The following is a 23,453-nucleotide window of genomic DNA, read 5'->3' as shown; positions in this document are numbered from 1 at the left end:
ACTGAATACTACGAACTAGGCATATTACCAAGTTCCTAAACTAAAAGACTAATCTTCAGCGATTTCTATATCGTCGTCATCATCAAGGTCGTAGCCAATTCCATCTTCTACACCCATTAGTGACTCTATTTCTTCTTCGTCATTTTGAAAATCCGGTTCATGAACATTACGCGCGATCAGACGACCGTTAGTTTGTAACCAATCAATGAGTGAAGATTCTTGCTTTAAGGGGATTACATCGGCTCGTTGGTTACGGGGGTTTTCACGTAATGGAGAGTTCAACATATCGAGGAAGACAAGAAAAGGTTTACGTAAGTTGACATTTAGAGTCTATCACTTGACACGGATTAATTTAGTTATCTTTTCAACCCTTTGGTTGATAAATCCGCATTCCGATAGAAATTTTTTATTTGATAGGCATATCGCTTAGCTGAAGCGATTATTAGTAATTTTTTGGGGTTTACACATAGGTGATGAATAACTTGTTTATGCTGATGGAAAGTGACTGATTTTTGAGGTGACAGGCGATGATAGGAAAAGCGGCTCTGATAAATGCGATCGCTGGTACAAATCGCGGTCTTTTGGCGACCGAACTACAGAAACAGGATATCTTGGCAGCGATCGCCAACTTAGAAGACTTTAATCCTACACCACGTCCGGTAGAAGCTAACAACTTGCTTGATGGCAATTGGCGATTACTATACACCACTAGCAAGGCCCTTTTAAACTTAGATCGTCTACCTTTGTGCAAACTCGGTCAAATTTATCAGTGTATTCGGGTAGAAACTACCAGCGTTTACAACATAGCAGAGATTCTTGGCTTACCCTATCTAGAAGGATTAGTCAGCGTTGCTGCAAAATTTGAGCCAGTTTCCGAGCGGCGTGTCCAAGTAAAATTTGAGCGGTCTATTATCGGCTTACAACGTTTAATAGAATACAATTCTCCGGTAACTTTTATCCAACAAATTGAAGCAGGTAGAAAATTTCCGGGGATTGATGTTGCCATAAACAATAACAATAATAGACAGCAAGGCTGGTTAGATATTACTTATATAGATGAAGATCTGCGGATCGGCAGAGGTAATGAGGGAAGTGTGTTCGTATTGAGTAAAACATAAGCTTGTGCAAAAATACTATTTGCGAACGAAGGTACGCTATAACGTTTACCTTGTCAAGTAGGGTCTGATACCATTCTTAAGTTTGGGGGGAGTAGGGAGTAGGGAGTGGGGATGAGGGGGATGAGGGAGATGAGGGAGAAAGAATAACTAAATACCAATTCCCCATTCCCCATTCCCCATTCCCCACTCCCCAGTCCCTACTCCCCAATCCCCAATCCCCAATTCAGACAAATAACTTAACAAAGACTCCTGCTGCGTCCTTGAGGTTGTAGAGTGAAATCAATTAGCCCTCTAGATTGGCGATTGATAACTAAAAGGGAAAATAATCATGGCTCAACGTGGTTCTAAAGTACGTATTCTCCGCCCCGAATCCTACTGGTTTCAAGATGTGGGAACAGTAGCTTCTGTCGATCAAAGCGGCATTAAATACCCAGTAATTGTCCGTTTTGAAAAGGTAAATTACTCTGGTATCAATACCAACAACTTTGCCGAGGATGAACTATTAGAAGTGGAAGCACCAAAGGCTAAGGCTAAAAAATAAGTACCAAAGCCACAAGGCGATTGCTTGATGGGATGAGGAAGGGAAGTCTCAAGCATGAAGTCTGTAAAAGCCGTTTGTACGGCTTGCCGAAAGCTAGTATGAAACTTTCAGTTCATTCATCCTTCATCCTAGCCTACCTTAATCTAAGAGAAGCCGCCCTGCGGGGATCTACGGTTTCTCATTGGTAGTACGGCAAGTTACCCAGGTGTGTTTACATAACTACCCCAATCTCTTTTTTGTTAGTCCGCAAATATATCAAAATTGCTTGCTCGATCAGCTTAAATGCCTGAACTGCCTGAAGTTGAAACAGTCCGAACGGGTCTAAATCAATTGACCCTCAACCAAGAAATTACGGGTGGAGATGTGTTGCTCAATCGCACCATCGCCTACCCGTTTTCTGTAGGTGAGTTTGTTGATGGAATTAAGAATAATGCGTACCCCGGAGGGGTTGGCGCAGCCATCGCCACTTGGCATCGTCGCGGTAAATATCTCCTAGCTGAACTGGCTTCCTCATCCTCTTCATCAACCAGCTGGCTAGGGGTTCATCTACGAATGACCGGTCAACTACTGTGGGTACATCAAGATGAACCATTACACAAACACACGCGAGTCAGATTATTCTTTGGGGATCGCCAGGAATTACGCTTTGTCGATCAGCGTACCTTCGGTAAAATGTGGTGGGTTCCGCCTGGTGTTGCTGTCGAAAGTATCATAACGGGTTTGGCAAAATTAGCAGCCGACCCATTTTCACCGGAATTCACCATCGAGTATCTCGCAAGCAAACTCCAAAACCGCCGCCGTCCGATTAAGACTGCGCTACTGGATCAGTCTGTGGTGGCGGGATTAGGTAATATCTATGCTGATGAAGCGCTATTCAAGAGTGGAATTTTACCTGAAACCTTGTGTACGAATTTGCACCTAAAGCAAATTGAGCGTTTGCGAACAGCAATAATTCAAGTATTAGAAACCAGCATTGAGGCTGGTGGTACTACTTTTAGTAATTTTTTGAATGTTAAAGGTATTAACGGTAACTATGGGGGTCTTGCCTTGGTTTACAACCGTGCTGGAGAACCGTGTAGAGTTTGTGGTACAACAATCATGCGGATTAAACTAGGTGGGCGATCGAGTCACTTTTGTCCCCAGTGTCAGAATAATTCGTAATACTTCTCTACGAGAGGCTGCGCCAACGGCTACGCGGTAGTTGAGCGTAGTCGAAACTCAGTATAAGTTCGTAATTTCTAGTTGCATTTGGAGCTTATACCCTTAACCTAAAAGCACCACCAAATTGGATATTTTGGAAAAAAGGGCTGTACCCTCCTAAATTACGAATGAGTAATTAATTTGGTCAAAGGTTATGGGAAGTAATGGTTTAAGAATGTTAAACTCCTACTGAGAATAGGGAGTTTGGAGTTTTTAGACCTAACTTGTGAGTTGTGAGTTGTAACTCACTTACAATGCAGATGAAACAAGTTACAAATTTGAGGGGGGAATTGATGGCAGTCAAAAAAGGAGATATGGTTCGCGCTGTCCGCGAGAAACTGGAAAACAGTCTGGAAGCAAAAGCCAGTGATAATCGCTTTCCTTCCTATTTATTTGACTCTAAAGGCGAAATTGTAGATCTCAAAGGTGATTATGCACTTGTTAAGTTCGGGAAAGTGCCAACACCAAATATTTGGTTACGTGTAGATCAACTCGAAGAGTTTAAATGAAGGAGGTAGGATGACACAGCGTTAGAGATTCCACGTACTCTTATACCGTTTCACTTTAAGATTGATACAGATTCTTGCAGGGGAAGCAAGCTAAGCGCAGCGTCTTGTAGAGAACGTCGGCAGAAGGCAGAATTTAGCATTGATTCTGCCTCCTGGATTGTGATTTTGGTTGAAAAAAACCGTACTTCCACTTAAATTATTAATCATTGTGGCGAAGACAGGCGATCGCTTTACATCTCTAAAATCTATCTCAGATGGTTTTAGCAACTTGCCACCTATGCAAAATTGGCATAGTAAATAATCCCCACGCCAAACCCGTAATCAACCCAAAGGGCGTAACTACATAATTATTAAAACTCCACAAACCGAAAACCTGTGCTGCTAATTCCAATGGATAAGCCATCATTAACACGCTAGTTAACGCTGCACCACTCCAGCCATACTGGCTTAACCAGTAAAAACCTTTACCATTCGTTACCCCATACAACAGACGAGTAATCAGCAAACCCGTGACAGTACCATAGCAACGCATACACACAGCCATAATAAATGGGGACGCCAAATCTAACCCCATAGTCGGTTGCGGACAGACATGATTACCCATGAAATAAATGATGTTGGCAATCCCTCCCAGCAAAGACATCCCAGACGCAGCCAAAAAGGGGGCAGTTACAGGACCGACAACCATTCCTGCTAGCATAATGTCAGCAATCAAACTAATCCAATTGAGATTTTGGGAAGATTGTAACTGTGTGTGAGAAATAATTTTTTGCATAAAATGTACTTTTCTATTTTGTCTTCCCGTATTTTTTAATATACCCCTCTTCTGTCACTCTCCGAGATAAGCAAGTAGTAACAAAGTGAAATTATCCAGAAGCATAACAGGTTTTAAATTGATTCATTGCACTAATTAATTGATTGAATCCCAGCAATAATTTAGAATTTGGGAAAATATGTATCCAGGGATAAATTAACCAAAATAGTAAGAGTGGTTGGGCAATGAGACGCAGATTATTTAGAGTATTTTTCCATCCGCATTCATGGTTCCATTGTTGATGATTAGAAAAATCAACATCACTATTTTTTTGAACCTCAGCTTCAATTTGACGAGATTTATTTAAGCTTAAGAAGGCTGGAGAATTTAAACTAATCATTGTGTACACACAAAAAATAATTTCCCACCACCTTTCTATATGTTGAAAATTTGTGAACCGATAATCTGTCCAGCCGAGTTCCTGTTTACACTGTCGAAATCCATATTCTACCCAGGTTCTTAATCCATATAAATCGCCTAAAGTTTTTTTGAGTTTTCCTTGAAGATTTGTCATCACAAATGTTGTAGAATTTTCTGGCATGGTTTCTGGGTCAGTAGTTATTTCCCAGTAAGTTATGGCTCTTTTTTTACCATAAATTATTTCCCTAATGTATCGGGTTTCTGATTTTTGATTGCTAAATGTTCTTTCAAATTTACACCACTTATTAGCCCTAACGCTTTGTCCTGCTGGCAACCAGACTCCATGATTACTTCTTATTGCTACGACATAATCTAATTTATATTCAGCTACTTTTCTAATAAATTGGCTACTTTCACCATATAAACTATCTGCCAGTACCAGTTTAATGTTAAAACCTGATTCAATTAATTCTGTAATGATGTCTGACGCTAACTCTATTTTAGTTTTATATTTATCCTCCTCTTTTAACGTTCCTTTGGGTTTGAATACTTTTACAGTTAATGGAAACGTTATATTAGAATAAACTCCATAGGCATTGACTGAAACTATTCCATTATCGACTTTTCCTACACTTCCTAGATATTGCCTGGCTACATAATCAGTCTTTTTACCTTTTTTTCTATCTCCGGTTTCATCTATTACTACTGTAATCGCATTTCCATTTAGTGCTTTTTTAAGTTTATTTAATCTTAGTTGTTTTAATTTATCTACTGACCAGTCTGAATTAGCTAAAAAATGATGTAATGACTGTGCGGAGTTTATACTTACGACTTTCGCTATCTCTGGTAATGATTTTCTTTTAATTTGTGACATTATTCCCAGATGTAAATATTTGAAGCATTCATAATTTCTTACTTCTTTAAACAGGTCTTTATACTCTGCACAATATTCATCTATGGTCGCAACTGTTGGGTGAGCATCTCTTGCCAAATGTTTCAAAATTTGTAATTCTACATCCATTGCCCTACTTACCTTTCAGGGTTTTCTTTTTTTATTCTTTTATTTAGAATAACCGGAAAGTGACAGAAGAGGGATACTTACGTGTTTATAATACAAGACTCCTATTTTATTTTTGAGAAAACTCTGTACAACTTAAAAAGCCTGATTTAGTAGTTCCTACTCTCAGCTTAAGCTCAGGCGTAAATTTTCAAATCCAATTGCCATTGAGCTGGGATGGTTATTAGAGTAAGTTCAGGGTTTCTCAGGTGGTTCTTTACCAATGGACAATCCTTTTTTACTAGATTTTAACTGTTTCCAAAGTTCCTTAATCTGATTGTAAGCATCTTCTGGGTTAAGCTTGCCATTGGTTTCTAAACTGGTAATGTAGCCAACTTTTTGAGCAAATTCTTGAAGATTGACATTAAATACTAAATTCTCTGGTTTTACGTGACCATAGTATCGACTGCGAGGTAAAAGAAATTTTTCTTTGTCGTCAATATTAGGTTCGTCCATTACTTCACCCCCAATAAGTGATTTTTTACCAATGATACTCAATAGCGTTTACGAAATGATGTTCAAGTTAGATATCTGACACCTTACTAACTTAGGACTTACGCAAAACTACATGCCATAGTGGCAATTCATGAATTGCTAATACCAGAAAATCAGGGTTTTAGCTATTATTTGGGTAAGTATTATACCTGATATTAAAAGGGAACACAAAACTAAGTATACAGCAATTAAGCGTTTCTTGAGTCCTCATATCGTATCTATAAGTTTGGGAGTAAAAAGTGAGGAAAATTTGGCTACTAGGTTTGACATTAGTTAGTTTGGGGATAGTGTTGTGGTTGAGTATGCGTTCCTTTCCACCGTCAATCCCAACTGTAGTAACAGTTGCAGCTTCACCACCAAAACCTATGCGCTATGAACAGCGTACTTTGTCGCAAGGTATAGCTAACATCCTGTTCATTCCAGCTAATAACCAATTTTTCGTAACTCCTGCGTTATCACAGAAAGTAGATACTGTAGAAGAATTTGCCCAGAAACATCGAGCGATCGCTATTTTCAATGCAGGCTTTTTTGACCCAGCCAATCAAAAATCTACATCCTATGTCGTCATACAAGGTCAGTTAGTAGCCGATCCCAAGGAAAACGATCGCTTAGTAAACAATCCCAACTTAAAGCCCTACCTGAATCAAATTTTCAATCGCACAGAATTTCGCCGCTATCAATGTGGGCAAACTGTCAGATATGATATTGCTTTGCACAATGACTCACCGCCAGCAGCTTGTCAGTTAGTCGATGCCATAGGTGCCGGACCCAAGCTATTACCAGAACTCACCTTAGTAAAAGAAGGTTTTGTGGATAATGCCAATAAACGAGATGCACTTGGTAGCAACCAACCCAATGCTAGAACTGCCATAGGAATTACTCGTGATGGCAATATTGTTTTAGTCATGGTGGCTCAAAAACCTTCACTTGGCGCTAACTCTGGTATATCCTTACCAGTGCTGGCAGATTTGATGAAAACCCTTGGTGTCGAGAAAGCGATGAATTTAGATGGAGGTAGTTCATCTTCGCTGTACTACAAGGGTAAAACCTTTTACGGAAAGGTTGATTTAAACGGCAATCCCATCAAGCGACGTGTAAAATCAGTTTTACTGGTTCAGTAAAATTAACGATACGTATTATATTATACGTCATATAATATAAATATTCTTTTTAAATTTCTCTACTCGAAGTAGTCATAACTTGTAATGGAGAATATTGATAAAGATGACCGAGTAAAATAGTTTTGATTAGTTAAAGAATTGAATATTTATTAGTAACTGATTCAGGATTATATGAAACTAGTTAAAAAAGTTTTAGCATTCTGTTTTCTCTTCTTTGGTATTCCATTAACTGTTGTGATAATGCTGGAACTGATGAATCCCAAAACTACCACTAAAGACAAAGAAAATGATGTAGCGGCTTTAACTATTTTGACTGTCCCTTCAACACTCATAGGATGCTGGTTGAGTTGGTCTTTAGTGCAGCAGAACAAAAAAGAACAAGAATTACTTGTTGAATCAGAACAAAAACGTCTTCAGTTAGTATTTTTAGAATTAATTGAGAACAATGCTGGAACGATAACGGTATTACAAATGACAAAAAATGCTGAGATATCAACCCAGAAAGCTCAACAATATTTAGATGAAAAAGCCAAGGAACTCAATGCTTCTTTTGAAGTGACTGAAAATGGAAATGTTTTGTATCGGTTCTCTTGATAAAACTTTTTAGTGATGAATCTATCTATTCATCTGTCACGCTTGTAATACTGTGCATAGCTGATTATCCTTTAGATGGTGAATTATAGTAGTTCCCGATTATATGAGGTACACTCTCTAGCCTTTAACCTCTAAGTCTCTAGCCCCTGAACTTAATGAGATGTACCTCGCTAAAGCGAGAAACGCTGTAAATATTTATTGACCAGCTTTGAAAATTTGTTCTGCTGTCAAAATTAACTCAGGGAAACTAGGAGATATAATACGGTCGCTACCCATAAACTGACTGACTTAGTATTCTCTGATAAACTAAAATAGTCGGTTGTTTAGGATTACCAATAAACTTCCGAGCCGCCAATGGTTATTATTGTTGGTAAGGCTTGGGTCATAACAATTGATTACTGTGGGTTTGCTTTTATTCTAAAAGAGTGTTTCTCTAATTTAGACGCATATCAGTAATCACAAATCGCTAAAATCAAATATTTAAATCACGCAGAGCCAAACGAATTTGTTCCATACGTCTGCGGTTGACACCAAGATCCGACTCACCGACGCGAGATGCCGATCGCAAATGAATGACTGACTCATTAGTAGGAAAATAAAACTCTACATCATCAACAAATTGAAAGATGCGGCTTTTAGAAAGAGCATGGATGTAATTATCTGTCTGTTCTATGACTTCTGTACGCGGAACAACAGCGAGAACTTTGAGTACGGTTTCTTTAGCTAAATCGCGGTCTATATGATAAGCGATTGGATCAATAGCGTGTTTGGGATCTGCATTTTGACTGACAACACAGTTGTTTGAAGCCGGACAAGAACTAAGATGACCATTATCAACTCCCAAGCTAGAAGCAGCCCAACTAGCTCCAGGAAATATTAAACTACAAATAAAAGTGAAGAGTATTGCAAAAGTGACACTCCACAATACTCTTTGGGCGTAGGCATAGCCCAACTTAGGCATCGCTGTTAGCAAACGGGATATGATAAATTTACTCCTGAAGATTTGAATTCGCACTCAATGATTTTCGGTCATTTTGGGCGATCGCTGCAAGTTTTTGTTTCGCTCTACAGAGTATCATCCAATACTTTTCGGTTAAACCCAATAATCTCTCTTTTGGTCTGGGGAAAGGTTAAAGGGTAATGGGGAAAGGGAAATTCAAACCCTTTCCCTTTCCTCTTTCCCCCTTAACCGAAAAGTATTGGAGTATCATCTATCCAGTCACACCCTCAATACGGTTCGGTTAAAGCAAGAGACGCGATAAATTGCGTCTTTACAATAATCTGAAAATTTTTTCACCGAGACTGCCTTTTTCACAAAATCTTGCTATCAATGGGTAGTGAAAAATCACGAGACCATTCATTCCAAGATCCAAAATAATTTCTGGCGTCAATTCCTGCCATTTGCAGAGCAATTAGAGTATTGGCCGCCCTAGAACCTTTAAAACAGTAAACGTACACTATAGAGTCAGAAGTAATACCTACAGATTGACAAATTTCTAAGATTTCTGCCTTTGAGCGGAACATCGAGATTTCTGAATCAGATGTCATCAAACGATGCCATTCTAACCATACAGCGTTAGGAATTCTACCTTTGCGAGGACAAAAATCAACAGCGTAGGGAGAAGAACTTAACCCTAACCATTCGTTGCGATCGCGCACATCTAATTTAATAATTGCTGGATTGTCAATTGCTTGCAACATCTCGGCGGTAGTCACCATCATCTGGGCGTTGGGATGCAATCTAAATATTCTGCTTTCAGGTAATGGTACTTCATCGCTAGTAGATAATCCTGCCTTGACCCATGCTGTATATCCTCCATGTAAGATAGATACCTGAGCGCAACCCAAATATTTCAGTAAAAAACTTGCTCGACAAGATTGGCCATAGCCTTTATCTAAGGCATCCTCATAAACAATTAGCCATTCTCCACCAGATATTCCTACCCTGCTCATAATTTCTGCAAAATACTCTTGCAATTTCTTTAATTCTGCTGAGGAGGAATTCTCTAAAAGATAGGTGAAAAAATCTCTAATATTTATGGATTGAGGTATATGAGAAATAACATAATCTGCGGGACTTCGCGTATCGATAATGACAGTATGTGATGCCTTTTCTGCTAACAGAGACGTGAGTTCTTGAGGAGAAATGAGGAGTTTTGTATTCACGCTTTCATGGTTCTGTTTTCGTACCATTAAGCATTATCCCCCTCGATAGATTTGCATTTTGGAATGCAAATCACACCAGAATCAATGTTGAATGTTACCAGAGAACTTTTATCGCGATCGCCCCAGGGTGATGCATCTTGGGCGTAGGCGTAGCCCAGATGCAACAATTGCAATCAAACAGTAGAGTTTAGTAGAGTGTCACTCCTCGGTTGTAGGCGTCTTTGAAACTTGCGTAGTCGTACTCCACTTGAGCTGCGTAGTCTAGAGCAAAGTTAACGATCTCATCTTTAAATACAGCCTTATTACCGCTGGTAATATCAGTCACTTCTTTATCAACGCTGTAAGAAATAATTGTAGGATCGTAGTCTTTATCAGAGATTGCATGGTTCTTGGCAACGACTTTCCCTGCATAGCCCATTGCATCCATGAATTTTGACTTAGTGGTTAGCAAGGTATAATCAAAGTCCACTTGATAGGGTGATTTTTCATGTAACATAAAGGGAATGCCACTAACAGTAGTGTAGCCAACCAAAGGATCTGTATTAGAAAGCATCGCTTTCGTGGTGATTGTCACCCTTGCTCCTTCATTGTTTCCGTAGACTGAACTTGGCAAGAGACCCGGAACAGCGATCGCCACAGCGCTACTACCTTCCTGCTTCATCTCCAAAATGCGATCGTCATCAGTCGCGGAACTTGGTCCTTCAATCAGCAAGTAATACCGATATTTACCAAGACTACCAGTCCCAGAACCTAATTTCAGACGAATATCTTTGAGGGTGTAGTAACTATTGCTATAGCGCTTACTGCTAGCAATTGAAGCGATATAGCTACTTATAGCCCCTGCAATATCTGAGTAGGTGCCGCTAGATACAGCCTGGAGTTCAGCGGTTGTCTGAAAAACTCGATTGCCACTGCTATTTAGCGTCGTATATTTATTTAGCAAACTAGACCGATTCTTACCTGTTGCTTCTTGAATCAAATCCTTAACGACACCGTTGGTATTGCTCTCTTCTAAACGATATGATAGCTCGTCATTAGTCCCTTTAAAGTCGCTCATTTTGTTGAGATAAGTGTCCAGGAAATTCCGCACAACATCTTGAGCATCACTGGAACTAAGACCATTCTCTTTAGCTGCTAAGAGAATAGAAACTGCCATCCGTCGCAAATCCCAAACGTAGAGACCAAGATAACCTTCATCAAAATCAGTGGTATCAAAAACGTTGTTACCGTTGTTATCCCTCATTCCCCCCAGATTTTGCATATGCATATCTCCCTCTAACCAAATCGCTGATGTCGCAGAATTGACAAATGCTGAACCTGGTAAAGTTTGCATATCACGATAGAAAATGTGAGCCGTCCCCCGATAGAAGGCGAAGGGGCTAGCTGTCATCTTTTGCATTTTCGTTGCCAGTTCTTGGGGCAATTGAGAAGCAAAGGGATGGTTGTATTGGTAAATTTCATTTTCCACCCAACTAGAACGGGGAGTTGCAGCTTGAGATGTAGATGCAAACCCCAAAATTAAGATAAAGATGGTGACAATTGCAGATATCTTTTTTAGCATGAAAGTCTCTTAGGTGGTAAAAAATTAACTCTTGCTGGACTGTTGTCTAGGGACAATCATCCAACAACAATCCTTTTACCACCTTGAGTCATTGCTTAGTAAGTGATTTAAAGCACAATGTAATAACTATTCATGACTCTAGTACTCAGATTAATCAACGGTTAACAGTACTCATGTCAGGGTAGCGATCGCCAGCTGCGACATTTTTGGGTGCAACTGCTTCCAGTCGATTCAAATCTTGCTCAGTCAGGCTAATTTCCGTAGCTGCAATATTCTCCTCTAAGTAAGTACGGCGTTTTGTACCGGGAATTGGCACAATATCTTCTCCTTGAGCCAAAAGCCATGCTAGGGCAAGCTGACTAGAAGTTACACCTTTTTCGGTGGCGATCGCCTTCACTTGCTCTACTAATTGCAGGTTTTTATAAAAATTCTCACCTTGAAAGCGGGGAGAATTTCGGCGATAGTCATCAGGTGCCAAATCTTCCGGACTGGCGATCGCACCTGATAAAAACCCTCTTCCTAATGGACTATAAGGAACAAACCCAATTCCTAATTCCCGCACAGTCGGTAAAATTTCATCTTCTGGTTCTCGACTCCAAAGAGAGTATTCTGTTTGCAGGGCACTAATGGGGTGAACTGCTACAGCTCGGCGAATCGTCGCTGGTGCAGCTTCCGAAAGCCCCAAATAACGAACTTTTCCTTGCTTGACTAACTCTGCCATTGCGCCTACTGTATCTTCAATGGGGACGGTTGGATCTACCCGATGTTGATAATAGAGGTCAATCACTTCAACTCCCAAACGTTTTAGCGAGGCTTCGCAAGCTGTTTGGACATATTCTGGTTTACCGCTAACTCCTTTAAAACCACCATCTTCGGTGCGGACATTGCCAAATTTAGTTGCTAAAACTACTTTATCTCGGCGATCTTTAATTGCTTTGCCTACTAGTTGCTCGTTGGTAAACGGCCCGTACATATCAGCAGTATCCAGGAAATTTACCCCAAGTTCTAATGCTCGATGAATTGTGGCGATCGCCTCATCTTCATCACGACCACTATAGAACTCAGACATTCCCATGCAACCAAGTCCGATATTTGAAACCTCTAACCCTTGTTTGCCTAGCTTTCTGGTTCTCATAAAATAATCTCCTAGTCAGTAATTGGTCAGAGAAAATTAGGTCTTTCAGCATTATCCCTTTCCCTCTCACTAAGTCATCTATTATTAGGAGTACTTTTTGATATCAGTAGGTTAAAAGATTTAAATCAAACTATATTACACAACGCAAGAAAATTAATCAAATTAGCTCGTAATCATAGATTCAGTTCTTTTGTAAGGGTCTAAGCCCTCACTACAAACCTTTTTTAGTATAAAAACTTGTGAATCTTTACTGTGTATTTAGAATGAATAACATACAGAGTCAATGAGTGTTAAAAAATAATATTGTTTTAACTAAGCTATTGAATTAAATTAGTAAGATAAACTCACTGCATGTATGTCATCAAATTCTGGCTTAAATTTACTAATCCAAAAGGAGAACCAATGAGTAAAGAAGTAGCGAAAGTAATCTTATGGGAAGAAAATCAAAAAGATTTTCTCAAAAAGTTCCACGATCTACAATTTGTTCCTAGAACAGGAGAGGAAGTTTACCTAAAAAAGGAGAAATGGAAAGTAACTAGAGTGGAACATGATTTAGAAGTGAATGAGGTTAATGTCTACATGGAATTAATCAAAAAAGCTAAGCCAGAGAAATCATCTACATCATCTAATTCATAAATAAAATTTATAAGATAGCTATGCTATCTTGCTGAGGGCGTAAGGGAATTCCCATAAATAAAAATAGGCTAATTTAACCAAGATAAGGATATTGTGGCGGTTTTATTTTCAATAATTCAGCCCAATATTGTATAGCATTCTGTTTTGTGATTTCTATGTCACGTAATTTGTGAACCCTGCCTATCTCCATTAGGAAATAGGTAAGTTTAATCGCAGTAAGTAAGTTAATTAATCCCACTGCTTTTAAATTTTGTAAAAATAAATGTAGCAAGACTTGTATTTTTTGTTTGTGGCGAAAATACATCCACCATTGCATTTGATGTATGGCAATAGTATTTTTATAATTTAATACAGTTTCAGCTTCAGTTAATTTATCTTTAGCTTGATGATAAAAATCCATTTCCCGATCGCGATGACTTGCTTTCTTGGCATTATCAGCATAATCAGCTAATTGATAAGCCTGACTAATTAAGTTACCTGCTGTTTCTGCTTGGTGTTGAGTATAACCAAGTTTCATATATATGGTAGCTGTTGATGATGCCAATTCTGTAAACTTTTCCGCATCATGTAACCAATAAATTTGAGCTTGTAATTCGCCTAGTGTGGCTGCTAAACTTTGATTCATACTAAATTTAAGTTTTTCTCCCAAAGAAGCTGGTAGTGATTAATCATGCCAGTATTTTTAGATGTTAAGCGATCGCCACAATTGTCGTATTATATATTCTAAAAATTGGGATAAAAATTTTCTGCAAATACCCTGAACCAGACAGTGAGGTGAACCAAGAGGAGAATAAATAACTCCTGCTTGATTTTTCGTCTCTCGCGTCCTCTTTACGTTCCTGGTAAATTTCGCAAATGCTCATTCAAATGAGTACGGTCTGCCAAAGCCTTCAACAATGGACCATGTGAGGTAAATTCTACAGGACTGACTGACCCCACAGGACATCCCAAACGAAACCGGAAGCGTCCCACATCAATTCCCAGTAAACTACACAAAATAATTCTAATCGTAGCTTTGTGGGAAACAACTAAAATATTTCCACTACTGTAATTTTGCTTAATTTCTTCAATTACTTGTAAGGCGCGAAAAGCAATTGTCACTCCCATTTCTCCACCAGTTGGCGCATTCCAAGCCGGATCGGCTGACCAGCGAATATAATCATCGTGATAGTCACGGCTAATTATCTCTGGCGTTTTTCCTTCCCACTCACCATAATTAATTTCCTTTAACCCATCCCTAAGTTGTGCTTCCATACCTATGGCTTCACATAGAGGTTTTCCTGTGGCCACAGTTCGCCGCATCGGACTACAAAATATTGCAGTCCACGGAGTAGAACTGTATGCGTCTGCAAAAGCTTTTGCCATTTCCAAACCCTCTAGGGTAAGTTCTGAGTCTATGGAACCGCAAAAGGAATTATTACGACTGCATTCTGTTTGTCCGTGACGGAGGAAATAAAGAGTTAGGCTCATAGTACATTCTTATTGATTTGAAATTTAAGAGCGCTAATAATCAGATGTAATTGAAGATAGTTAATGCCTGTGGTATATTACTACAGTTTGGTGATAATTAAAATAATTTTTAGATTGCACAAAGTCGTTTCACCAAACAAATAATTTACTAATCTTTAATACATAATGAATCCCTACTGGATAATAAGCAAAAAATAAAGGTGGACATTGCCCACCTTGTTTATTACGCAACACTAGAAAAAACCAGGATTAATACAAAATAATGAAAAAACGAATTGCTTATCCGAAGGAGTAAGCAAGCTACGCATAGCCTCTCACAAAAAAGAAATAATTAATAGTTTTAGAGAGTTATTGTCTAAGTCATAAAAACTAATAAATCAGAACCTATTTTTATTAGCTACTACCGAACTAATTAGCAGTTAGAATTCCTCTAATATCTGCCACTATAGGATTTTTTCACAAGGGTAGTAAATCTGATTTAGTAAGTTATCAATTGTATAAAAATAATTAAATTACAATTATAGAGACGCAATTCATTACGTCTCTATAATTGCTGTGCTACGGAAGCTAATATTCTCTATTCCTTGTTCAGAAAACATGAAAGGAATTTAGCTTGGCTCTTGAACAATTCATCTTCCTTTGCAAAAATGCAATCCATCCAATTTGCATCCCTAAAAAAAGAGTTTTTGCAAAAAAATTATGAATTATTAGTCAAGCTTTTTCTTCACGTTATCTTTTACGTCTTCAATTCCATGACGCACTTCGCTTTCAGCTTGCTTTGCTTTACCTTTAGCTTTATCTTCTGGATCTCCAGTGATATTTCCTAACGCTTCTTGGGCTTTACCTTCAATATTTTTAGCAGCTGCTTTTGCGCGATCTTCTGTGCTCATTTTATACTCCTGATTTAATCAAAAATTCTTCCAAAGCTTTTAACTAACTTTGAAATATTTTGTTATTACTTTTAAAGAGTAGCTTAATTTTTTTATTAAAGCCTTCCACCACAAGACATATTAAATAATTAAAAATTAAAAATGAATAAACTTAATTCTAGTAGGCATCCTAGCTGTTGGCGGAAGTTAAAGTAAAGCAATAACAGTTTAGTTACCTATGCTAAAAGACATAGAATAAGGGAAAATATTGATTGTAATTTATAATTAATTTTGACTCTTTAAATAAAAAACCCAGCTTCTCTAGGAAACTGGGTTTATAAATTTATTTATGGAGATATTTTTTGTCTAATCTAGAAAACCCATCAGGCTTTCAGAATTGTCAATCTCATTTGATGCTATAGGACGGTTCCCAAACGTGGAATAGCTTTCAGAAATTGCCAATGAACTTGAGGCAATTGGACGAATTCCAGAGAGATTTATACTTTCAACTACTTGGAATGTATTAGCGCCAATTGGACGAATACCCATTGCGTTATAAGTTTCAACTACTTCTAACGTACTGGTGCTAACAGGACGCACCCCAGCAATTGAAAGTTTTTCAGCAACTTCTAAGTCACTAGGACCTATGGGACGAATTCCAGCAATAGCTAGTGGCCCAGAAGATCCCGACACTGGCTGTTCAGTAACTCCCTCGACTTTATCAGCATTCAAGCTCTGGTCTGGTTGATTTTCAACTTCTTCTGTGGTTTCCCCCGGAGACTTAGCATTGTTTTGCCGAGAACTGATTGCTTTGCCAGCGCTGCTAATAGCCATAAACGAACACCTCTGGTTTGTTAATTGAATTTTACAATAATTAAGGAAAGATGAAATTTTTTTCCATATACCTTAGAGTTTAACCTTAAAAAACCTCATATAGATATAAGAATCTTTAAAACTGATACATAAGTAAATTTAAATTATTAACTCTTGTAAATAATTATTACTATTTATTTGCTCTGATAAGCCAGCTACAATGGATACAGGGCGGAATCGTCACCATGAGATAGGGTATTTACAGCAAAACTGTATGACAGAATTTTGTCTTCAAGCTCCCTTTAGTCCCACAGGCGATCAACCACAAGCGATCGCCCAATTAACTGCTAGTATCCAATCAGGCAATCGTTATCAAACTTTACTAGGAGCCACTGGAACTGGTAAGACATTTTCAGTAGCAGCAGTTATTGAAAAAATTGGCAAGCCGACTTTAGTTTTGGCGCATAACAAAACCCTGGCTGCACAGCTTTGTAACGAGTTACGAGATTTCTTTCCCAACAATGCAGTCGAGTACTTTGTCAGCTACTACGATTATTATCAACCAGAAGCGTATATTCCCGTTACCGATACTTATATTGAAAAAACGGCGGCGATTAATGATGAAATAGATATGTTGCGGCATTCAGCGACGCGATCGCTGTTTGAACGCCGTGATGTCATTGTCGTTGCTTCCATCAGTTGCATCTATGGTTTGGGAATGCCAGCAGAATATCTCAAAGCTGCCATCCCCCTTCAGATAGGTATGGAAGTAAATCAACGCCAAATTTTACGGGATTTGGCAAATGTTCAATATAGCCGCAACGACATCGAAATGGGTCGGGGAAAATTTCGCGTCCGTGGTGATGTCTTAGAAATTGGGCCAGCTTATGAAGACCGAATTATTCGTGTCGAATTCTTTGGTGATGAAATAGACGCGATTCGCTACATTGACCCGGTGACAGGGGAAATTCTCAAGAGTTTGGAAGCGGTGAATGTCTACCCCGCACGTCACTTTGTCACCCCAGAAGAACGGTTAGAAGTAGCTTGTCATGACATTGCAGCCGAGTTAAAACAGCAAAAATTAGACTTAGAACAAGCTGGGAAATTATTAGAAGCCCAACGTATAGATCAACGTACACGCTATGATTTGGAAATGCTGCGGGAAGTAGGTTATTGCAACGGCGTTGAGAACTATTCCCGTCACTTAGCAGGAAGACAAGCTGGAGATCCACCAGAATGTTTAATTGATTATTTTCCTAAAGATTGGCTATTAATTATCGATGAATCTCACGTTACCGTACCCCAAATTCGCGGTATGTATAACGGCGATCAAGCGAGAAAAAAAGTTTTAATCGAACATGGATTTCGTCTTCCTAGTGCTGCTGATAACCGTCCTTTAAAAGCCGAGGAATTCTGGCAAAAAGTAAATCAGTGTATTTTTGTTTCTGCAACTCCCGGAAATTGGGAATTAGAAATTTCTGAAGATCGTGTAGTTGAGCAAGTCATTCGACCAACTGGAGTGGTCGATCCAGAAATTTCCGTGCGTCCCACAGAAGGACAAATTGATGATTTGTTAGGCGAAATTAAAGATAGAGCCGATCGCCATGAACGAGTGTTAATTACCACATTAACTAAGCGGATGGCGGAAGATTTAACCGAATATTTGCAAGACCGCAGTATCAGGGTACGGTATTTACATTCCGAGATTACTTCTATTGAGCGCATTGAGATTTTGCAAAACTTGCGCGAAGGTAAATTTGATGTTTTAGTTGGCGTAAACTTGCTGCGGGAAGGTTTAGATTTACCCGAAGTTTCCTTAGTGGCAATTATGGATGCAGATAAAGAAGGTTTCTTACGAACCGAGCGTTCCTTAATTCAAACTATTGGTAGAGCCGCGCGTCACATTCAGGGACAAGCGATTTTGTATGCCGATAATATGACAGGTAGCATGATTAAAGCTATTGATGAAACAGATAGGCGGCGTGGGATTCAAACAGCACATAATCGACTGCATGGAATTACACCACAACCAATTGTGAAAAAATCAAGTAATGCTATTTTGGCTTTTTTAGATGTATCTCGGCGATTAAATGCAACTGACTTGAAAGTTGTAGATGAACATTTAGATGAACTGCCATTAGAACAGATTCCCCAATTGATTACTTTGTTAGAAGCGCAGATGAAAGAAGCGGCGAAGAAACTGGAATTTGAAGAGGCGGGGAAATTGCGCGATCGCATTAAACATCTGCGGGATAAAATGTTGGGACGTTAGCGTGAATCTTCTGCTGACCAATATTCGCCAATAATATGAATTAGGTTTAGCCGGAGGTGTGATGCAACTCCGGCATTAGGCTGATGCATCATCTTGAAACTTAGTCTCATTTTTAATTAATTCAAAAAATTGCGAAATCTGTTCAGTTGAGCGAATGTGATAAACACTTTTAGTACTTTGAGTCTGTTCGATATACTCACGATATTTTGGGGTCAAATATTTGTGACATAACCAAAGTACGCGGTAGCTAGTAAGCGAACTCTTAAATATTGGACTCTTTTGGGGCCAGCCTTCTGGCGGTTTAAAGCGACCTGTGATTAGTCGTTTAGTCACCCACCAGAAATGCACATATAGCGGTAGTATCGATAAAAACTAGAGTATCCGCCTCGTTTAGTCTCAGCCAGACGGTTTCTATCGAACCAAACCCGTCAATAATCCAATGGTCAGTAACCAAAATTTTCTCATGGGTGTGCTTATATTCTTCGTGTGGAACCTCAATACCGCCTGATTGATATTGAATCTTGTCTAAGATGTGAAGTGGCAAACCAGTGATTTCCGATAATCTTTTGCTTAGAGTTGATTTACCGCCTCCAGTATTGCCAAACACCGCTACTTTTTTCATCGCTACTCTCCTTTTAGTGCAATTAAGTCACTTAGTAGACTATGAAACGAAACCCAACAATCCCAGTCCTTTAAATGCCTAAAAAACGCTTGTACTGGACACGCTGGCTTCATTTATATTTTATCTGTCGTCGGTAAAGCTAGCCGTTTTTTTAAAGCGCGAAGTATAAATAATTACATTAAAATCCAATCAAAGAATGTGTTTGAGCCGTTAATGACTTGCTAAAGCGATCGCATTAAACATCTGCGGGATAAAATGTTAGATCGAGAAGTAAAAGCGATCGCCTATGCTAAGTTAGGTATTATTGATGACTGGATTTTAGATGTCAATAGACACAAGTTGTATATGTATCGTCTCCTCGGTTATCTGTGGGTGTTCAGAGATAAACTGGACTACAAATTAATAGGGTATGTGTGTGGAAAGGAATTCATATGATTGGCTAGATTTATTTTCTGGAGGAGTTCCAACAGCCCCTTTTTTCTTCTCTTACACGCTTGATGGGCTAGAGCAAATTTATTTAGCGCAATCAGATAAACCTGGTAGTAGCCAGTTAAATGAGTTGTGTGTGATTGGTCTTGTGTCCTACTTTGAAGCATTTTGCAAAGACCACTTTGCATCAATCATCAACATAGAGCCATCAATTCTGAGAAACTTATCAAAAAACGGACAGGATATTAGTATTGATCCAGTTCAAGTACTTGAGCTAGGTAATGCTCTCTCTTACAGTATTGGTTTTATGATTGCAGAGAAGTATGACTTTGGTACTGCACAAAAAATTAATGCGCTCTACAGAGCATTGATTTTGATTTCTCCATTTTCTAAAGACGAGATGCAGATATATGGCGATTTGCTTAGAGATCGCAACTTATTAGTTCATCACAGAGGAACATACACCTCTTCGTATATCACACAAAATAAAAGTATACTTTTGTCCGGAAAGGATCGTCCGTTTTTTGACTCATTGGTTATATCAAAGACTTATGTTGATAAACAATTCAATTTCATCAAGGAAGTTTCAAGAAAAATGCTAAAAGCCTCACACGCTGCACTCATAAAGTACCTTGATAAAAATGAAATACAACTTCCAGAGTGGAAGCAAAAAGCTGTAGATTCATTCTTGGATGAGAAATAATCATGAACTACATATATCTAACTACCAAGTTAAAGACAACGCCCTTTTTTCGCTATCCTAAATAAAGTGAATCATTAAGAGATTGCGCCAATGGTTGCTTTACCCGATCGCATTTTGATGAGTGCAGAGGAATATCTGGTTTGGGAACCTACCCAAGAGGAACGCTACGAGTATTGGGATGGCGAAATTGTGATGATGAGTGGTGCTACACGCAACCATAATCGGATTTCTCTGAATTTCTCGAAGTTTCTAGACGATGCCCTAGCCGATCGCACCTGTGAAGTATACATTGTAGATGTAAAGGTGCAGGTAGAACCAGGGCAAAAATATTTCTATCCAGATGTCGTGGTGACTTGCGATGAACGCGATCGCGATCCACAATTGGTACAATTTCCCTGTTTAATTATCGAAGTGCTATCACCTTCAACAGAAGCAGCCGATAGGGGGAAAAAGTTTGCCAAATATCGCCAATCTCCAACCTTGCAAGAATATGTCTTAGTACAAGTAACTCAACCGGTTGTGGAAGTGTTTCGGCGCAACGAACAGAGAAAATGGGTGCTGTCGGAGTATAATTTGGATGATATATTGCGACTGGAATCGGTGGATGTGGAAATAGCGATCGCTCATTTGTACAGACAAGTGCAGTTTGAAACCGAAGCTACGGAAAATTGAATATAGAGATTTCTATGACAAGCTAAGCCTACACCCATTTAGACTAAGTATTTCTCAAAATAGCATAGGCGTAGCCCGCACTTCTCTACGAGACGCTCCGCGAACGACTTTGTTCAGTGACCGTCGTAGACATCGCAACTCCCGAACTTCAGAAAGTAAGCTTACCCTTGATGCATAAATTGGGGAAAGGTGAAAGGAGTTGAAATTCCCATAAACCTTCCCCACTTAGAAACGTGGATTAAATAAAATGCAAAACTTCATCCTGTCTCTAGCTTCCCTCTCCTTGTAAAGGAGAGGGATTGAGGGTGAGGTAAGTTAGAGAGATAAATTGCATGTTATTTAATTCTTATTCCTTAGCTACCTATTTGAGATTAGATGATAGTCTCAACTGCCAAAGTTTCTATCTTAACAATCAGATCGTTAAAGTCTTGATCTCCTCCGCCGTATAAATCCTCAAAACCGTATTCAATTGACGGTAACACTTTGACATTAGATGCTCGATCGGGATTAGCTACCATTGACGATGACACTTTGGCATGAGATGTTTTATCAGGGTTAGCTGCCGTATTAAAGAAGTAAGCTTTAGGAGTCCGCCATTCTTTTTGCTCATTTTTAGGATTTTGCTCTAAGAATTGGTTTGGAGTGCCATTTGCAATGAGGAAAACTCCATATATTGGACCACCCACTAACTCACCCTGAAACGTATCTCCTTTTTTATAAGAACCTTCATCTGCGCCAGGTAAAGGAATACGATTTTTAACCACAGTTGCTGCATAATCAGGCTCACCTGGTTTTATTCCAGCAACACTACCATCATTATTCATTGCGAAAATACCAAAAGTGTTATTGTAGGCAATACTGGTAGGAACATAAACAGTTATCTTAATCTTATATCTTGTCTTCGGCTCAGTAGCGATCGCACCTTCAGGCTCTTTGCGAATTACATTGAGAAATGCTCTGACAGAACCGTTGTTACTTGTATAATCACTATCCCAATGGACAAATTTGAGTGTACCTGGATTTAAAACTGTCAATTTTAAATGGGTTCCTACTGGAAAATAGGTCTTACCATCATCCAAAGTCCCAACCAAACTACCGTATGTAAAGTTAAAATTCTTGGTTGGCAATCCATTCCCATACCTGGTCTTATTGTCTGATTCAGCTACACCGTTAGCATTAATATCCCATACTCTATTCTCTGAGTATATACTCCACAAATCTTTAGGATGAACATCAACTATTAGTACATCCTCTGGCTTTAATTGAATATTTGTATTTAAATGAGTCTCTGTAGCCATTTTGCCATTTATGCTATGTACTTTAGAATGAATATCAAAATGGTTGCCATATAGCGATATATCATTCTCAATTGTGGCGTCATGATTAAACGCTTTTCGGACTTCAACATTCGCTGTTATCGCACCATCATTTGTGTTGTGGTCACCACCCCAAAAGACTAATTTCAGTCTACCTGGTTTTAAAACTGTCAATTCTAAATGGGTTCCTACTGGAAAATAGGTAACGCCATTGTCCACAGTACCAATCAGACTACCAAAAGGAAATTTAAAGTCGGCAATTTGGGATATTCCTCTTGCTGTCCCTGATGGTTCTTCATAAATACCATCATAGGTTTTTGGGTCAACAGATATCCCGTTAGCATTCACCCACGATTTTGAAGAAATCGCATATGGAGTCCATTTTTCTTGGGGGTCAACATCAACTATTAGTAAGTCCCCATCCTCTAAGTCAATTTTTGTATCGTAAAATGTACTTTCGGTCGAGCAGTTTAATTTTGCCTCAATTTTAAATGGCGTTTTTGGTACTATTCCCATCGTTTTCTCCTTTTTACTGATAGCAACCTAGAATGTTGATATGCTTCTATTCCAATGGCTATAACCGCATTAAAGCAATCTTATTTAGGATGTGAACAAAGATTATCTCTAAACTTGTTCACATCCTATTTAAGAATGCTATAAATCCCATAACCTTCCCTAAAAAGCAGCGAATTGAGCAAGTATTTTCAGTAGGGTTGAGGGGTATCTTCTGTAGCCAAATACCACTAACTGAACTGTATAGTAGTTTGCCAAGTTTAAATTGATGCTTAAGCAAATTCGTAGTAAGGACTTTAGTCCTTTTTTTCTCATCACTTTAGTGCTTACTAAAAAAATCAAAACTAGCTTGACAAAGTACTAGTAGTCTGCGAACCCAAAATTGCTAGGTTTTGACTGGGAAAAGGTGACTGGGGTTGGGGGAAGGAATTAAAACCTTTTCCCTTTTCCCCTTACCCTTTACCCCG

The 23,453-nt window shown here is 38.9% G+C and carries 25 protein-coding genes and 1 pseudogene; 11 read left to right on the top strand and 15 right to left on the bottom strand.

The window, feature by feature from the left end; genetic code table 11:
• Positions 1–48 precede the first annotated feature (48 nt).
• On the bottom strand, positions 49–285 hold the full coding sequence (locus ACFG4S_RS33315; RefSeq protein ID WP_392533109.1) for a DUF3134 domain-containing protein: 237 nt from the start codon (positions 283–285) through the stop codon (positions 49–51).
• Between the two features lie 242 nt (positions 286–527).
• Between ACFG4S_RS33315 and ACFG4S_RS33310 the strand changes: the two genes are divergently transcribed.
• The 4 genes from ACFG4S_RS33310 to ACFG4S_RS33295 all read left to right on the top strand — a co-directional run bounded on the left by ACFG4S_RS33310 (position 528) and on the right by ACFG4S_RS33295 (position 3,368).
• Positions 528–1,118: a PAP/fibrillin family protein gene (locus ACFG4S_RS33310; protein ID WP_392533108.1), complete on the top strand. Its 591-nt coding sequence runs from the start codon at positions 528–530 to the stop codon at positions 1,116–1,118.
• 328 nt (positions 1,119–1,446) lie between these two features.
• Entirely contained in the window at positions 1,447–1,659 is a 213-nt protein-coding gene (locus ACFG4S_RS33305) for a photosystem I reaction center subunit IV (protein ID WP_392533107.1), read from the top strand.
• A 282-nt stretch (positions 1,660–1,941) separates the two neighbouring features.
• Positions 1,942–2,820, top strand: coding sequence for a DNA-formamidopyrimidine glycosylase (locus tag ACFG4S_RS33300; RefSeq protein ID WP_392533106.1), 879 nt, complete (start codon positions 1,942–1,944; stop codon positions 2,818–2,820).
• Between the two features lie 332 nt (positions 2,821–3,152).
• Entirely contained in the window at positions 3,153–3,368 is a 216-nt protein-coding gene (locus tag ACFG4S_RS33295; RefSeq protein WP_392533105.1) for an NAD(P)H-quinone oxidoreductase subunit O, read from the top strand.
• Positions 3,369–3,618: 250 nt separating this feature from the next.
• Here ACFG4S_RS33295 and ACFG4S_RS33290 read toward each other — a convergent pair whose 3' ends face one another.
• From ACFG4S_RS33290 to ACFG4S_RS33280, 3 genes are all read right to left on the bottom strand, one after another.
• Positions 3,619–4,143, bottom strand: coding sequence for a DUF2085 domain-containing protein (locus ACFG4S_RS33290; RefSeq protein ID WP_392533104.1), 525 nt, complete (start codon positions 4,141–4,143; stop codon positions 3,619–3,621).
• Between the two features lie 91 nt (positions 4,144–4,234).
• A complete protein-coding gene (locus tag ACFG4S_RS33285; RefSeq protein WP_392530294.1) occupies positions 4,235–5,563 on the bottom strand; it encodes an IS701 family transposase in 1,329 nt (442 codons plus the stop codon).
• A 231-nt stretch (positions 5,564–5,794) separates the two neighbouring features.
• Positions 5,795–6,055, bottom strand: a complete 261-nt coding sequence (locus ACFG4S_RS33280) for a hypothetical protein (protein ID WP_392533103.1) — start codon at positions 6,053–6,055, stop codon at positions 5,795–5,797.
• Positions 6,056–6,333: 278 nt separating this feature from the next.
• On the opposite strand from ACFG4S_RS33280, the gene ACFG4S_RS33275 reads away from it, so the two are divergent.
• On the top strand, positions 6,334–7,215 hold the full coding sequence (locus ACFG4S_RS33275) for a phosphodiester glycosidase family protein (protein ID WP_392533102.1): 882 nt from the start codon (positions 6,334–6,336) through the stop codon (positions 7,213–7,215).
• Positions 7,216–7,386: 171 nt separating this feature from the next.
• Positions 7,387–7,809, top strand: a complete 423-nt coding sequence (locus tag ACFG4S_RS33270; protein WP_392533101.1) for a hypothetical protein — start codon at positions 7,387–7,389, stop codon at positions 7,807–7,809.
• Between the two features lie 195 nt (positions 7,810–8,004).
• Here ACFG4S_RS33270 and ACFG4S_RS33265 read toward each other — a convergent pair.
• The 5 genes and pseudogenes from ACFG4S_RS33265 to ACFG4S_RS33245 form a co-directional block, all read right to left on the bottom strand.
• Positions 8,005–8,164 (bottom strand): annotated as a pseudogene (locus ACFG4S_RS33265) (Uma2 family endonuclease); the annotation flags it as partial.
• A gap of 117 nt (positions 8,165–8,281) precedes the next feature.
• A complete protein-coding gene (locus ACFG4S_RS33260) occupies positions 8,282–8,770 on the bottom strand; it encodes a DUF1499 domain-containing protein (RefSeq protein ID WP_392533100.1) in 489 nt (162 codons plus the stop codon).
• Between the two features lie 350 nt (positions 8,771–9,120).
• Entirely contained in the window at positions 9,121–9,975 is an 855-nt protein-coding gene (locus ACFG4S_RS33255; protein WP_392536141.1) for a sulfurtransferase, read from the bottom strand.
• A gap of 187 nt (positions 9,976–10,162) precedes the next feature.
• Positions 10,163–11,536, bottom strand: coding sequence for a DUF2252 domain-containing protein (locus ACFG4S_RS33250; protein ID WP_392533099.1), 1,374 nt, complete (start codon positions 11,534–11,536; stop codon positions 10,163–10,165).
• Between the two features lie 154 nt (positions 11,537–11,690).
• Positions 11,691–12,671 carry an aldo/keto reductase gene (locus tag ACFG4S_RS33245; protein ID WP_392533098.1) on the bottom strand — a complete coding sequence of 327 codons (981 nt, stop codon included), beginning with the start codon at positions 12,669–12,671 and terminating at the stop codon, positions 11,691–11,693.
• A 402-nt stretch (positions 12,672–13,073) separates the two neighbouring features.
• Between ACFG4S_RS33245 and ACFG4S_RS33240 the strand changes: the two genes are divergently transcribed.
• On the top strand, positions 13,074–13,307 hold the full coding sequence (locus tag ACFG4S_RS33240) for a hypothetical protein (RefSeq protein WP_392533097.1): 234 nt from the start codon (positions 13,074–13,076) through the stop codon (positions 13,305–13,307).
• Positions 13,308–13,380: 73 nt separating this feature from the next.
• Here ACFG4S_RS33240 and ACFG4S_RS33235 read toward each other — a convergent pair whose 3' ends face one another.
• The 4 genes from ACFG4S_RS33235 to ACFG4S_RS33220 form a co-directional block, all read right to left on the bottom strand.
• Positions 13,381–13,932: a hypothetical protein gene (locus ACFG4S_RS33235; protein ID WP_392533096.1), complete on the bottom strand. Its 552-nt coding sequence runs from the start codon at positions 13,930–13,932 to the stop codon at positions 13,381–13,383.
• 206 nt (positions 13,933–14,138) lie between these two features.
• On the bottom strand, positions 14,139–14,777 hold the full coding sequence (locus ACFG4S_RS33230) for a histidine phosphatase family protein (protein ID WP_392533095.1): 639 nt from the start codon (positions 14,775–14,777) through the stop codon (positions 14,139–14,141).
• Positions 14,778–15,484: 707 nt separating this feature from the next.
• Complete coding sequence (locus ACFG4S_RS33225) at positions 15,485–15,667, bottom strand: CsbD family protein (protein WP_392533094.1); 183 nt, start codon at positions 15,665–15,667, stop codon at positions 15,485–15,487.
• Positions 15,668–16,012: 345 nt separating this feature from the next.
• Complete coding sequence (locus ACFG4S_RS33220) at positions 16,013–16,480, bottom strand: hypothetical protein (protein ID WP_392533093.1); 468 nt, start codon at positions 16,478–16,480, stop codon at positions 16,013–16,015.
• Between the two features lie 253 nt (positions 16,481–16,733).
• On the opposite strand from ACFG4S_RS33220, the gene uvrB reads away from it, so the two are divergent.
• The gene (gene uvrB, locus ACFG4S_RS33215; protein ID WP_392533092.1) at positions 16,734–18,731 is read left to right on the top strand and encodes an excinuclease ABC subunit UvrB; all 1,998 of its coding nucleotides are present in this window, start codon (positions 16,734–16,736) and stop codon (positions 18,729–18,731) included.
• Between the two features lie 325 nt (positions 18,732–19,056).
• On the opposite strand, the gene ACFG4S_RS33210 is transcribed toward uvrB, so the two are convergent.
• Positions 19,057–19,353 carry a hypothetical protein gene (locus ACFG4S_RS33210; protein ID WP_392533091.1) on the bottom strand — a complete coding sequence of 99 codons (297 nt, stop codon included), beginning with the start codon at positions 19,351–19,353 and terminating at the stop codon, positions 19,057–19,059.
• A gap of 255 nt (positions 19,354–19,608) precedes the next feature.
• Between ACFG4S_RS33210 and ACFG4S_RS33205 the strand changes: the two genes are divergently transcribed.
• The 3 genes from ACFG4S_RS33205 (at position 19,609) to ACFG4S_RS33195 (ending at position 21,157) form a co-directional block, all read left to right on the top strand.
• A complete protein-coding gene (locus ACFG4S_RS33205; RefSeq protein WP_392533090.1) occupies positions 19,609–19,788 on the top strand; it encodes a hypothetical protein in 180 nt (59 codons plus the stop codon).
• Complete coding sequence (locus tag ACFG4S_RS33200; RefSeq protein ID WP_392533089.1) at positions 19,769–20,485, top strand: hypothetical protein; 717 nt, start codon at positions 19,769–19,771, stop codon at positions 20,483–20,485. Before ACFG4S_RS33205 ends, ACFG4S_RS33200 begins: the two co-directional genes overlap by 20 nt.
• A 90-nt stretch (positions 20,486–20,575) precedes the next feature.
• On the top strand, positions 20,576–21,157 hold the full coding sequence (locus ACFG4S_RS33195) for a Uma2 family endonuclease (protein WP_392533088.1): 582 nt from the start codon (positions 20,576–20,578) through the stop codon (positions 21,155–21,157).
• A 371-nt stretch (positions 21,158–21,528) separates the two neighbouring features.
• On the opposite strand, the gene ACFG4S_RS33190 is transcribed toward ACFG4S_RS33195, so the two are convergent.
• Entirely contained in the window at positions 21,529–22,989 is a 1,461-nt protein-coding gene (locus tag ACFG4S_RS33190; RefSeq protein WP_392533087.1) for a DUF4114 domain-containing protein, read from the bottom strand.
• Positions 22,990–23,453 lie beyond the last annotated feature (464 nt).

Source organism: Nostoc sp. C117 (genome assembly GCF_043099735.1).
Lineage (GTDB): Bacteria > Cyanobacteriota > Cyanobacteriia > Cyanobacteriales > Nostocaceae > Nostoc.
The sequence above is the reverse complement of the archived record's forward strand: the minus strand, read 5'-3'. Positions and strand labels throughout refer to the sequence as shown.